Source organism: Streptomyces sp. NPDC002779 (genome assembly GCF_042888685.1).
In the GTDB taxonomy this organism is placed as follows: domain Bacteria; phylum Actinomycetota; class Actinomycetes; order Streptomycetales; family Streptomycetaceae; genus Streptomyces.
Genome location: NZ_JBIAQC010000006.1, coordinates 138,145 through 150,553 on the forward strand (window position 1 = coordinate 138,145; position 12,409 = coordinate 150,553).

Annotated in this window: 11 protein-coding genes; 5 read left to right on the forward strand and 6 right to left on the reverse strand. The window is 74.1% G+C overall.

The genetic code is table 11. From position 1 onward, the window contains the following. Nucleotides 1–3: 3 nt before the first annotated feature. On the reverse strand, nt 4–939 hold the full coding sequence (locus ACFYW5_RS18720) for a MurR/RpiR family transcriptional regulator (RefSeq protein WP_389418110.1): 936 nt from the start codon (nt 937–939) through the stop codon (nt 4–6). Nucleotides 940–994: 55 nt separating this feature from the next. Here ACFYW5_RS18720 and ACFYW5_RS18725 point away from each other — a divergent pair, with 55 nt between their 5' ends. Both ACFYW5_RS18725 and ACFYW5_RS18730 read left to right on the forward strand, forming a co-directional pair. Next, a complete protein-coding gene (locus tag ACFYW5_RS18725) occupies nt 995–1,387 on the forward strand; it encodes a hypothetical protein (protein ID WP_389418111.1) in 393 nt (130 codons plus the stop codon). Nucleotides 1,388–1,397: 10 nt separating this feature from the next. After that, nucleotides 1,398–1,691 (forward strand): DUF4031 domain-containing protein, encoded by a 294-nt coding sequence (locus ACFYW5_RS18730; protein WP_389418112.1) that lies wholly within the window; start codon nt 1,398–1,400, stop codon nt 1,689–1,691. Here the strand turns inward: ACFYW5_RS18730 and ACFYW5_RS18735 are convergent. Together ACFYW5_RS18735 and ACFYW5_RS18740 are read right to left on the reverse strand one after the other, a co-directional pair. After that, nucleotides 1,688–2,800 (reverse strand): GNAT family N-acetyltransferase, encoded by a 1,113-nt coding sequence (locus ACFYW5_RS18735; protein ID WP_389418113.1) that lies wholly within the window; start codon nt 2,798–2,800, stop codon nt 1,688–1,690. The two genes, ACFYW5_RS18730 and ACFYW5_RS18735, sit on opposite strands and share 4 nt — an antisense overlap. A 9-nt stretch (nt 2,801–2,809) precedes the next feature. After that, a complete protein-coding gene (locus ACFYW5_RS18740) occupies nt 2,810–3,475 on the reverse strand; it encodes a hypothetical protein (RefSeq protein WP_389418114.1) in 666 nt (221 codons plus the stop codon). Nucleotides 3,476–3,595: 120 nt separating this feature from the next. Here ACFYW5_RS18740 and ACFYW5_RS18745 point away from each other — a divergent pair, with 120 nt between their 5' ends. Next, nucleotides 3,596–4,288 carry a copper homeostasis protein CutC gene (locus ACFYW5_RS18745; RefSeq protein WP_389418115.1) on the forward strand — a complete coding sequence of 231 codons (693 nt, stop codon included), beginning with the start codon at nt 3,596–3,598 and terminating at the stop codon, nt 4,286–4,288. A 103-nt stretch (nt 4,289–4,391) separates the two neighbouring features. Here the strand turns inward: ACFYW5_RS18745 and ACFYW5_RS18750 are convergent, their stop codons facing one another. Then, entirely contained in the window at nt 4,392–6,434 is a 2,043-nt protein-coding gene (locus tag ACFYW5_RS18750) for a HelD family protein (RefSeq protein ID WP_389418116.1), read from the reverse strand. A gap of 307 nt (nt 6,435–6,741) precedes the next feature. Between ACFYW5_RS18750 and ACFYW5_RS18755 the strand changes: the two genes are divergently transcribed. Further along, on the forward strand, nt 6,742–6,927 hold the full coding sequence (locus ACFYW5_RS18755; RefSeq protein WP_389418117.1) for a hypothetical protein: 186 nt from the start codon (nt 6,742–6,744) through the stop codon (nt 6,925–6,927). A gap of 17 nt (nt 6,928–6,944) precedes the next feature. Continuing rightward, nucleotides 6,945–8,087 carry a glycosyltransferase 87 family protein gene (locus ACFYW5_RS18760; protein WP_389418118.1) on the forward strand — a complete coding sequence of 381 codons (1,143 nt, stop codon included), beginning with the start codon at nt 6,945–6,947 and terminating at the stop codon, nt 8,085–8,087. On the opposite strand, the gene ACFYW5_RS18765 is transcribed toward ACFYW5_RS18760, so the two are convergent. Both ACFYW5_RS18765 and ACFYW5_RS18770 read right to left on the reverse strand, forming a co-directional pair. Continuing rightward, nucleotides 8,045–9,688, reverse strand: a complete 1,644-nt coding sequence (locus tag ACFYW5_RS18765; RefSeq protein WP_389418119.1) for a DNA repair helicase XPB — start codon at nt 9,686–9,688, stop codon at nt 8,045–8,047. The two genes, ACFYW5_RS18760 and ACFYW5_RS18765, sit on opposite strands and share 43 nt — an antisense overlap. A 60-nt stretch (nt 9,689–9,748) precedes the next feature. After that, the gene (locus ACFYW5_RS18770; RefSeq protein ID WP_389418120.1) at nt 9,749–12,268 is read right to left on the reverse strand and encodes a helicase-associated domain-containing protein; all 2,520 of its coding nucleotides are present in this window, start codon (nt 12,266–12,268) and stop codon (nt 9,749–9,751) included. Between the last annotated feature and the right edge of the window lie 141 nt (nt 12,269–12,409).

The window sequence follows — 12,409 nt, forward strand, 5'->3', positions numbered from 1 at the left end:
GGGCTACCGCCGGTGCCGGTGGGCCAGCGCCTCGTAGGACGCCGACAGGGCGGGCGCGGCGGACTCGTACGTCCGCTGCGCGACTCCGACGAACAGGCAGTCCACGACCAGCAGTTGACCGGTCCTGGACGACATGGCGGCCGGGCGCAGCTCACTCTCGCGCGCGGTGGACGTGGTCAGGACGTGGTCGGCGTACTGGGCGACCGGCCCGTCCGGCCGTCCGGTGATCGCGACGGTCGTCGCCCCGTGCTCGAAGGCGACCCGCAAGGGCTCGATCACATCGCCGGTCGACCCGGAGTGCGTGATCGCGAGCGCCACGTCGCCGCCGCGCAGCTGCACCGCGTTCGTCACGGCGAGATGCGGATCGCTGTGCGCGTGGGCTATCAGCCCTATGCGCAGCAGCTTCTGCGTCAGGTCCTGCGCGACCAGCCCGGACGCCCCGACGCCGTACACGTCGATCCGGCGGGCGGCGGCCAGGGCGGTCACGGCCGCGCCGAGCTGGGCGGTGTCGAGTCCGGCGGCGGTGTCGGCGAGGGTCTGCTGCTCGTCGTAGGCGAGTTTGGCGACGACGTCGGCGATGGGGTCGTCCACCGCGATGTCGGTGGTGATGGCGGGGGCCCGCCCGGACTGCTGCTGGGCGGCGAGACCGGCGAGCGCGAGGCGCAGATCGCGGTAGCCGGGGTAACCGAGCAGGCGGGCGGTGCGGACGACGGTCGCCTCGCTGGTGCCGGTGAGCTCCGCGAGACCGGTGACGGTGAGCGCGGCGCAGCCGGCCGGATCGCCGGCGACGGCCTCGGCGACCCGCTGCATGGAGCGGGTCATGGACGGCGCGAGCGTGCGCACCTTGGCCGCGAGGGCGGCGGGAGCGGGCGGCGGGCCGCCGGACGGACCGGCCTGTCCCGGTCCGGCTCCGAAAGTTTCCTTCACCTGCTGGGTCACGAGTGAAAGATATTTTCGCTTCGGTGTTGTGGTCAAGAGTGCGCACAATGGGGGCATGGATCCCTCCGGCCACCCCGTAAGCCCCCTGGAGCAGGCGTTGCACGCGGCACGCGCCCTGGTGCTCGCCGATCTGGTCGCGGGCCAGGTCGCCGAGGCGGACGTCGTGTCGCTCGTCGAGGAGTCCGTCGCGCAGCGGCGCTGGTGGGTGGAGCAGTGGCCCGAGGGCGCGGAGTACATCGCCGGGCTGGTGGCGCAGGACGTCCAGGACGCCCTCCTCGACCGGCACGGCCGCTGGCCGCTCTGCCCGGTCTGCGGTCACGGCGACCCGCACGCGCTGGAGGTCGAGCCCGAACTGGGCCCCGATCCGCACTGGGTCTGCCACAAGGCGGGCGTGAAGGTGGCGTCGGTGGGCCTGCTGGGGACGGCGACGGGCGGGGCTGCCTCGTGAGGGGGGCGCCGTGACCGTCTACATAGACCCGCCGACCTGGCCGGGGCACGGCCGGATGTGGTCCCACCTGGTCAGCGACGTCTCCTTCGCCGAACTCCACGACTTCGCCGACCGCCTCGGCGTCCCGCGGCGGGCCTTCGAGCGCGACCACTACGACATCCCCTCGCACCGCTACGCCGACGCGGTCGCCGCGGGCGCGGTGGAGGTCAGCAGCCGGGACGTGGTGCGGCTGCTGAACGGAGCGGGACTGCGCCGGCCGAAGGGCCGCCAGCCCCGGTCCGAGCGAGAAACCGAGCGGTCCTAGGCGCTGCGGACGCTGCGGAGGTAGACGTGCAGGGGGCCGTCCGCCTCCCTGCTCTCGCCCATCGCCCGCTCCTCCTCGGGCGTGGCCCGGACGAAGCCCGACCGGGTGACCACGGCCTGGGACGGCAGGTTGGCGCGGTCTATGGTCGCCAGCAGGGTGTGTACGTCGTCCCTGGCCAGCGCCCACCGCGACAGCGCGCGCAGCGCCTCGGTCGCGTAGCCGTGGCCGCGGGCCGACTCCGCCAGGTCGTAGCCGATCTCCACGCGGCCCTCCTCGTCGGGCGCGCCGTGGAAGCCGAGGGCGCCCACGGCCCGGTCGTCCTCCGTGCGCACGAGGACGAAGACGCCGAACTCCGGCCGGTGCACGCCCGCTTCGTACGCTTTGAGCAGCATTCCGGAGGCCTCCCGGGTGCCGTCGTAGGGGCCGCCCTGCGCCCACGCGTAGCCGCCGTCGCCCCCGGCCGCGAGGTCGGCCGCGGCGGCGGGGGTCAGGCTCTCCAGGGTGAGCCGCTCGGCGGGCACGACCAGGGGGTTGATCCAGTGCCAGTCGGTGACGGGCGCACGGCCCGGAAGAGTGCCGCGGCCGGTGGCCCAGAGCAGGGTGGCCCAGGGGGTGGGGCCCGGCTGGACGTGCGGGAGGAGCCGGGTGAGGGCGAACTCGGCCAGCTCGGCGGGAGGTTCGTAGACCAGACCGAGCGCCGAGGCGATGTCGTACGTGTGCAGCAGCACCTCGCCGACGCCGAGGGCGGCGAAGCCCTCGGCGTTCGCGCTGAGGAAGGGGCAGGGGTGGTGTGCGCGGATGTGGCGCGGTGTGGTGCGCAGGGTGGCGGTGAACAGGGTGCCGGTGGTCTCGATGGCCTCCAGGAGCCCTTCGTTTCCGGCGGTGGCGTCGGGAGTGACCGTCAGGGGCACGTGAGCGGTGCGGCCCCGCGCCGCGAGCCGGCCGGCGTAGACGATGAGGTCGTGGGCGATGTGGACCGCCGCCTCCCGGCAACTCCACTCCGAACGCGCGGCCTTGACCGTGTCCCAGTCCTCCCCGGCCGCCGTCCGCAACAGGGCCACCGAGCCCGCCACGGCCTGCTGTACGCGTTCCCCGCCCATGTGTCGCATGCGGGCAGGCTATGCGGACGGGCCGGACGGGAGCGAGAGCATGTCGAGTTCCGCGGCGAGGTTGTACCGGGCGGTGGCCTCCCACTTCTCCTGCCCGTACGGCGTTCTGAACAGCCGCGGCAGGTCCAGCAGTTGGCGCAGCACCGCGGACCGGCCCGCCCGGAAGGCGTCGTTCGGCACGAAGTGGTACTCCTCGCGGACGGCGGCGGTGTAGGCGGCGTACGCGGAGGGCGGCGCGGCGAGGATCGCGAGGTCGGCGTCGCACAGGACCTGGCCGTCGCGGTCGTCGTCGGCGGGGTCGTGGGTCACGGTGAGCCGGACGAGCCGGGCGACCTCGGCGGTGCGCTCGGCGGACACTCCGGCCTCGGGCAGGGCGCGCTCGGCGAGCCGGGCGGACCGCTCCTCGTTCGTCGAGCGTTCCGGCAGGTAGACGGCGTCGTGGAACCACGCGGCCAGCCGTACGGCGGCCGGATCGGCGGCGTACTCCTCCAGTGTGTCGACGTGGTCGAGGACCGCCGCGAGGTGCTCCATGGTGTGATAGCGCCGCTGCGGCTCCGACCAGCGCTTCAATAGCGCGTCGCCGTACCGGGACGGGTCGGTGGCGCAGGAGTCGTCCTCCCGCGCCGCGAGCAGGGTGCTCAGCCAGCGGGAGCGGAGGTCGTCGAGATCTGCCATGGGCTCATTCTCCCCGGAACCGGGGTGTGGCGGGTCGGGCGGCGGGCGTAGTCTTGGAGCAGGATTGGACTAGACCTGTACACCTGGTGTCGACCCTTGGTCGCCGACGAATGGGGCCCCATGAGCAAGCGTGCACTCCTGGAGGTGATCGCCCTCGACGTCGAGGACGCGGTCGCCGCGCAGGCCGGAGGCGCGGACCGCCTCGAACTGGTCACCGACATCGCGGCCGACGGGCTGACCCCGCCGGCCGCGACCGTGACCGGGATCCGGGCCGCCGTGGACATTCCGGTGCGGGTGATGGTGCGGTTGGCGGACGGGTTCGCGGCGGGGGACACCCATCGACTGGTGGGGGCCGCCGAGGAGATGCGGGGGGCAGGGGCCGAGGAGTTCGTGCTCGGGTTCCTCGACTCCGGCGGGGCAGTCGACCTCGATGCGGTGGAGCGGGTCGTGGGGGCGCTCGACGGGTGCCGGTGGACGTTCCACCGGGCGATCGACCGGGCGGCGGACCGGGACGCGCTGCGCAAGGCGCTGGACGGGATGACGGGGCTGGACACCTATCTGACGGCGGGGGCCGCGGCGGGGGTCGACGAGGGGTTGCCCACGTTGCTGGCGGAGGCGGCGCGAAGCGGGGAGCCGGGGTACGAGCAGCGGGTGCTGGTGGGCGGGGGATTGCGGCTGGAACACGTGCCGTACCTGCTGTCCGCCGGGATCGACGCGTTCCACATCGGCGGGGCGGCCCGGCCCACCGGCTGGTCCGGGCCGGTGTCGGAGGCGGCGGTGGGGGAGTGGCGGCGAGTGCTGGACGGGGTGTGAGCGCGCCAGGCGTTCTTCGCCCCGGCCCCAGGGGGCTCCGCCCCCTGGACCCCCGCTCCTCAAACGCCGGAGGGGCTGTTCTCAGCCCGTCCGGCGCCTGAGATCAGGCCGTCAGTTCACGCGGCAGCGGTGCCGTATGGGTCACGATCAGGCCCGACACCGCTCGCGTCAGCGTGACGTACAGCCGCCGCAGCCCCGTCCGTTCGTCCGGCTCGCCGTCCACCACCGCCCGGGGTTCGTCCAGGACCACGTAGTCGTACTCCAGCCCCTTCGCCAGCGACGCCGGGACCAGCGTCAGCCGGGTCCGCGTCGTCGTCTCCTCACCCGGGGACAGATAACCGATCCCCGCCGCGTCCAGCGCCGCCGCCAGCTCCGGCACCCGCGCATCCGCCGCGATCAGACCCGTCGACCCCTCGTTGCGCAGCAACTCCTCGCAGGCGCCGACCACCTCCGCCGTCCCCCCTACCGCCCGCACCTCGAAGAAGCCCGGGTTCTCCCGGACCGACGCCACCGGCGCCAGCCCCGGCGCGATGTGCGGCAGCAGCCGGGAGGCGTACGTGATCACGTCCGTCGGCACCCGGAAGCCCGCCGTCAGCTCCTCCACCACGCCCTCCGGCTTGCCCAGGTGGGACAGCGCCTCCGCCCAGCTCTCCGTCGCCCACGGAGTCGTCCCCTGCGCCAGGTCCCCCAGCACCGTCGCCGAACCCGTCGAACAGCGCCGCCCCACCGCCCGGTACTGCATCGGGGACAGATCCTGCGCCTCGTCCAGCACCACATGCCCCAGCGAGTGCGTCCGCCGGATCAGATCCGTCGCCTCGTCGATCAGCACCGCGTCCGCCGCCGACCACTTCGCCGACTTCACCGACCGCACCGGCCGCTCCCACAGGATCAGCTTGCGCTCCTCCTCGCTCAGCACCCCCTCCGCGTGCTCCGCGAGGAACGCGGCGTCCGTCAGCAGCCGCAGCACCAGCTTCGCCGGCTCCACCACCGGCCAGATCGCCTTCACCGCCGCCTTCACCGCCGTATTGCGCGCCACCGCGTCCTGCACCCGGTCGTCCGGCGCCTCCCCCGAGCGCTCCATCTGCACCAGCACCGCATGCGCGATCCGCTGCGGCAGCGCCTCCCGGGCCGCGCCGTAACGGATCTCCCGGTCCAGCAACTCCCGCACGATGCCTTCGAGTTCGTACGGCGGCACCCGCCAGCGACGCGACCCGCGCACCACCACGACCGGCTCCGTCGGCATCGTCACATGCGAGTACAGCGCCCGCCGCAGCACCTCCGCCATCCGCGCGTCCCCCTTGACGACCGCCGCCGCCGCGTCGTCCGTGCCGCGCACCTCCACCTGCCCGACCAGGTCGTCCACGGTCGCCTGCCGGACCGTCAGCTCACCGAGAGCGGGGAGCACTTGCTCGATGTAGTGCAGGAAGGACCGGTTCGGTCCGATGACCAGCGTCCCCGTCCTGGCCAGCCGCTCGCGGTGCGCGTACAGCAGGTACGCCACCCGGTGCAGGCCCACCGCCGTCTTCCCGGTACCGGGGCCTCCCTGCACACACACCGTGCCGCCCAGACCGGACCGGACGATCTCGTCCTGCTCGGGCTGGATCGTGGCGACGATGTCCCGCATCGGGCCCACACGCGGGCGCTCGATCTCCTGCTGGAGCAGCTTGCTGGTCCGCGCCGCCTCGGCCGGGTCCGAGAGGTGCTCGTCCTCGTACGCGGTGAGGTCGCCGCCCGTGTAGCCGAACCGGCGGCGCAGCGCCACGTCCTGCGGGTCCTTCTTCGAGGCCCGGTAGAACGGCTGCGACACCGGCGCCCGCCAGTCGATCACCATCGGATCGCCGGCCGCGTCGTGCACATGCCGCCGCCCGATGTAGAACTGCTCCCCCTGCGCGCCCTCCGAGCGGTCCGCGCCGGGCGCGTGCAGATAGTCGAGGCGGCCGAAGAACAGCGGGGTGTCGCTCAGGTCGGCCAGCGCCTTGATCCGCTCGTCGATCTGGTGGGCGAGGACCGCGGCGTTGACCCAGTTCGCGGTCACGTCCGCGATGTCGAGCGCCTCGACGTCCTCGCGCATCGCACGCAGGGCGGCGCGGGAAGAGGCGAGATGGGAACGCTCACGGGCCAGGGGGTCGTCGGCTGGCGTGGACAAGGGAGTGCCTCCGGTGGGCCTACGGGATCGGGCGCTGCGAGAAGCCGTCCGGTTACCGGCCGGATGGCGGCACTCCGTGAAGGGAGGCGGGCAAGAGCGGAGATTCTAGGTGAGCGGGGGAGGAGGGGGCCAACGGTTTTCCCGCCCCCCGCCCCCCGCCCCCCGGCCCCCGGCGGGCGTCCGTCCCCTAGGGGACCGGGCCCTCCCCCCGAGGGGTACGGCTCGGTCCACAGGTGGACGAGGACCGCGCACCGATTCGGCCCCGAGACCGATGCCCTCCTTATGTCCCGGAATCCACCATGGAGACATGAGCGCAGCAACCATCACCCCAGCCCCCGGCCGCCACCCGGCCACCGGAGCCAGCCCCCTCCTCGGCAGCCACCGCCACCGCCTCGGCGACGCCCTGCGCGCCGTGAAGGTGTTCGCGGGCGCCGCCTTCGACGTCGTCATCCTCGGGGAGTACGGCGAGGAAGCGGGCGTCCGCCGCAGGTGACCCCCTAGGGTCACCCCGTGACCCGCAGCTCACCCTCCGTAACACCCCTTCTCCTCGCGGCACTTTCCGGCACCGCCTTCGCCGCCCTCTGCGTCCACCAGGGCCTCCCCATGGCCGACGCGCTGGTCTACCGGGCCGAGGGACAGGCGGTCCTGCACGGCACGGACCTGTACGGCTTCACCGTCACCGAGTGGCACCTCCCCGCCACCTATCCGCCCTTCGCGGCCCTGCTGTTCGTCCCGGCCGCGCTGGTCCCCGTCACCGCCCTGAAGGCGGCCTTCCTCGCGGGCAACGCGCTCCTGCTCGCCTGGCTCGTCCAGCTCTCCGCCCGGCTCGCGGGCCTGCCCGCCCTCCCGGTGGCCGTCCGGGCCGGCGTCGCGGCCCTCGCCCTCTGGCTCGAACCGGTCTTCCAGACCATGCTGTTCGGCCAGATCAACCTCGCGCTCGTCTGCCTGGTCCTGTGGGACCTCACCCGCCCGCCCGGCGCCCGCGCCCGGGGTGTGGCCGTGGGCATCGCGGCCGGCATCAAGCTGACCCCGGCCGTCTTCATCGCGTACCTGCTGCTGCGCGGGCACCGCCGGGATGCGCTCACCGCGACGGCCGCCTGCGCCGGGACCGTCCTGCTGGGGGCCCTGGCGCTGCCGGCCGCGACCCTCGACTACTTCACCCGCCACCTCCACGACACCGCCCGCGTCGGCAAGGCATGGATCGTCGACAACCAGTCCCTCCAGGGCCTGGTCGCCCGCGCCCTCGGCGACCCGGCGCCGGGTCCCGCCTGGCTGCTGGTGGCGCTGCCCGTCGCGGCGGCGGGCCTCCTGCTGGTACGCACCGCCGCCGCGGACCACCACGCCGTCCTGCTGACCGCCGGTACCGCCCTGCTCGTCTCCCCGATCAGCTGGACCCACCACTGGGTGTGGTGCGTCCCGCTGCTCGCCGTACTCCTCGCGGACCGCGGCCCGTGGCTCGCGGCACCGGTGGCGGCCGTCTTCACCGCCCGCACGATGTGGCTGCTGCCCCACGAGGGCGACCTGGACCTGCGGCTGCCCGGCTGGCAGCAGCCGCTGGCCTCGCCGTACGCCCTGCTGGCCGTGGCTCTCGCCGTCGCCCTGCCGGCGGCTCAGCTCTCCCCGAGGAGCTCGTCCGCGTCGACGATCCGGTAGGCGTACCCCTGCTCCGCCAGGAACCGCTGCCGGTGCGCGGCGAAGTCCTGGTCGAGGGTGTCGCGGGCGACCACGGAGTAGAAGTGCGCCTGGTGGCCGTCGGCCTTCGGACGCAGCACCCGGCCCAGGCGCTGGGCCTCCTCCTGGCGGGAGCCGAAGGTGCCCGAGACCTGGATGGCGACCGTGGCCTCCGGCAGGTCGATGGAGAAGTTCGCGACCTTCGAGACCACCAGCACGCTGATCTCGCCCTGCCGGAAGGCCTCGAAGAGCTTCTCGCGCTGGGCGTTGGAGGTCTCGCCCTTGATGACGGGGGCGTTCAGATGCTCGCCCAGTTCGTCGAGCTGGTCGATGTACTGCCCGATGACGAGGATCTGCTGCCCGGCGAACCGCCGTACCAGCGCCTCCGTGACCTTGCGCTTGGTCGCGGTCGTGGCGCAGAAGCGGTACTTCTCCTCCTGCTCGGCGGTGGCGTAGGCGAGCCGCTCGGAGTCGGTGAGGTTCACCCGCACCTCGACACAGTCGGCGGGCGCGATGTAGCCCTGCGCCTCGATCTCCTTCCACGGAGCGTCGAACCGCTTGGGGCCGATGAGCGAGAAGACGTCCGACTCGCGCCCGTCCTCGCGGACGAGGGTCGCGGTCAGCCCGAGCCGCCGCCGCGCCTGGAGGTCGGCGGTGAACTTGAAGACCGGCGCGGGCAGCAGGTGCACCTCGTCGTAGACGATCAGCCCCCAATCCCGGGAGTCGAACAGCTCCAGATGCGGATAGACACCCTTCCGCCGCGTCGTCAGCACCTGGTAGGTGGCGATGGTGACGGGCCGGATCTCCTTGCGCGTCCCGCTGTACTCGCCGATCTCGTCCTCGGTGAGCGAGGTCCGCTTCACCAGCTCGTGCTTCCACTGCCGGGCGGAGACGGTGTTGGTGACCAGGATGAGGGTGGTCGACTTGGCCTGCGCCATCGACCCGGCGCCGACCAGCGTCTTGCCGGCACCGCAGGGCAGCACGACGACCCCGCTCCCGCCGTGCCAGAAGTTCTCCACAGCCTGCTTCTGGTACGGCCGCAGCGCCCAGCCGTCCTCGGCCAGCTCGATCGGATGCGCCTCGCCGTCGACGTACCCGGCGAGGTCCTCGGCCGGCCAGCCCAGCTTCAGCAGCGTCTGCTTGATCTGGCCGCGCTCGGAGGGGTGCACGGCCACGGTGTCCGGGTCGATCCGCGCCCCGACCAGCGGAATGATCCGCTTGGACCGCAGGATCTCCTCCAGCACCGGACGGTCGGTGGTGGTCAGGACGAGACCGTGCGTGGGGTGCTTGCTGAGCGTCAGCCTGCCGTACCGGTCCATGGTCTCGGCGATGTCGACGAGCAGCGCGTGCGGCACCGGGTACCGGCTGTACTGCACGAGCGCGTCCACGACCTGCTCGGCGTCGTGCCCGGCGGCCCGCGCGTTCCACAGCCCGAGCGGGGTCACCCGGTAGGTGTGGATGTGCTCCGGCGCCCGCTCCAGCTCCGCGAAGGGCGCGATGGCCCGACGGCACTCATCGGCCTGCTCGTGGTCGACTTCCAGGAGCAGGGTTTTGTCGGACTGGACGATCAGCGGTCCGTTCACGTACGCATCCCTCCGGACTGGTCCAAACCTCCAGTGTGCCGCACCCGCCGACGATCACGCTCAGTCGTCCGCGAGCTCGGCCACCCCGGTGATCCGGTGCAGCGGATAGGTCCGGACCTCGTCCGCGGTGTGGTCGTACGCGGTGACGAAGCCGCCCTCGACGCGGACGGGGGCGATGACGCGCTGGCTGGCGGCGCCCTCGGCGTTGACGTAGCCGATCCACAGGGCGTCGCCGGTGAGGACGGCCGCCTGCATGGTGGCGAGGGTCTCGGCGGAGCTGGTGCGGGGGAGTTCGCCGCCGGCCGGCGGGGGCTGCCGGTGGGGGGTGGTGGCGGCCATGTCGCCCGCTCTGATGGCGCGGATCGCCGCCGAGAGGAGGGTCGGGTCGGGGACCGGGGGGCCGTCCGGGACCGGTTCGGGTGCGGTGCGCGGCGGGGTGCGGTGGGCGAGGGCGCGGGTGATCAGGACGTCGCCCTCGGCGGACTCGGCGGCCGGGGCGAAGCCCATCGCGCGCAGTCCGTCCAGCAGGGCGGCCGGGTCGGCCTGGGCGGCCAGGACGGTCGGGGCGAGGCAGCGCAGGCGCAGGCCCGCGGCGCGCTTGTCGGCGAGGATCTCGTTGAGCATGGCGTCGTCGTCGCAGCGGACGTAGGCGGAGGCCGCGCCGACCCGGAGATGGCCGTGCCGGCGGGCCACGTCGTCGATCAGGTACGTCAGTGGCTGCGGCACCGGCGTGCGGGAGTGGGCGCTGAGGAAGGCGTGCAGGTCGGAGGCGGACTGCCCGGCGTCCAGGGCCCGGCGTACCGAGCCGGGGGTGAAGCGGTACACCGTCGCGCCGCCCTTGGACTCCACGTCCGCCAGCACCCCGAGCATGTCCGCGAGCGGGCGCTCCAGCGGGCCGGGGGCCACCGCGGTCAGGTCCGCCTGGAGCAGCACGTGGTCCAGGGGCGCGGGCAGCAGCGGGGCCAGGAGGCGGGCGGCGGTCGCGGCGGCCGCCGCTTGCTCCGGTGGGGAGAGGGGGGCGGGGGCGGGGGTGGGGCGGTGGTGGACGGGGAGTTTGTCGCCGGGCCCCTCGGGGTGCTCCTCGGGCCGGTGCGGCCTCGCCTCCGGTGCGCCCAGCAGGGCGCGGCCGTGTGCGGACAGGGCGCCCCGGCCGGTCACGCCCAGCATCTCGGCCTCCGCCAGCGTCCACCGGGCCAGCTGTCCGCGCAGGTCGTCGTCCTTCTGGGGGCCGCGCAGCGGGCGTTCCCAGCGCAGCCGGGCGAGCACCGACTCGGCGCTCGGGGCGGCGCCCTCGGGGAGGGCGGCGAGCAGGGTGAGGACCCGGTGCCGTACCTCGGGGGCGGCCGAGCGGTCGAGGCCGGGGCCGAGGGCGGAGAGTGTCCGGTCCTTGGCGTCGCGCCCGCCGATCAGCCCCGAGGTGCGGGTGGCCGCCAGCCAGGCCGCCGCGAGCCGGGCCCAGCGCAGGTCGGGGGAGTGCTCCAGCCACTCGTCGTAGGCCGGGGTCGCCGCGTACCGCTCGTCGGCCTCGCCGTCGGCGGCGATGAGGCCCGCCGCGTAGGCGAGCTCGACCCAGAACGCGGCGACCGGTTCGGCGACGTCCAGTGCCACGGCCGTGCGCTTGAGGTCGCGGACGCTGAGGCCGCCGGCCCGCAGGACCGCCGGGCCGCCCTCGTGCCAGTCCTTCAGCAGCTCCTCGATGGTGGCCAGGGCGGTGTACGCCTGCCCGGCCGCCGTGGCGTCCACCACCTGTGGACGGTGCGTGGCGGCGGCCTCCACGGCGGGCGGCAGCGGTTCGGTGGCGCGGTGCGCGTGGCCGCCGCGCAGGTGCAGGGCCACTTCGCGGGGGAGGACGACCGTGCCCGGCGCCGTGGGCAGCAGCAGACCGCGGTCCAGGAGCCAGCGCAGGCGGGGCGCGGGGTCGGCGGTGACCTGGCCGTACGGCGGGCCCCACACCAGCCGGGTCAGCACGTCGAGGGAGTCGGCGGGGGCGCCGGCGAGCAGGGCGGCCATCCGGCGCCGGTCGGTGAACAGGTCGGTGAGCGAGGTCACGGCGGAGACGGCGTCGTGGGTGGAGGGCAGTCCGGCGGCGGTGACGATCTCCTGGATACGGCCCGGGGACATGCCCGCGGTGGCCTCCCGCACGGTCGGGCCGAGGCCGGTCGGGGAGGGGTGCTGCGGGCTGGGCGTGAGCAGCTCGCGGGCCGTGCGCACGAGCCGGAGGCGGTCGTCGTCGCCCCAGACCAGGGCCTGCTCGCGCAGCAGGGCGACGGCGCGCGGGAGGGCGCCCTCGACGGCCGGGTCGCCCTCGTCGCCCGCCATCAGGGCGAGGAGTTCGGCGTAGGGGGCCGGGTCGGCGGCCACGGCCAGGGCTTCCGCGGTCTGGAGGGCGAAGCGGTCCAGGCGCTCCAGGGCGCGGACCACCGAGGCGCGGGTGCCGGCCCGGGTCGCGAGCTGGGTGAGGTCCGTCGGGACGGGGGTGATGAGGTCGGGGCGGGCGCGCAGGAGTACGGCCAGGGAGGCGTCGTCCCGCGCGCGGAGCGCTTCCGCGAGGGAACGGGGCGAGGATGCCGGGTCGCTCATCCGACCCACGTTAGCGGGTGGGTACGACGAGGGGTCCCGCCCGCGTCCCGCGGGAGCTGTGGCGGGACGCGGGCGGGCGGGTCCAAGATGTCTGCTTCGGCGCGGTACCGTCGTGCGACGGGGTTTCAACGTGCCGACCCC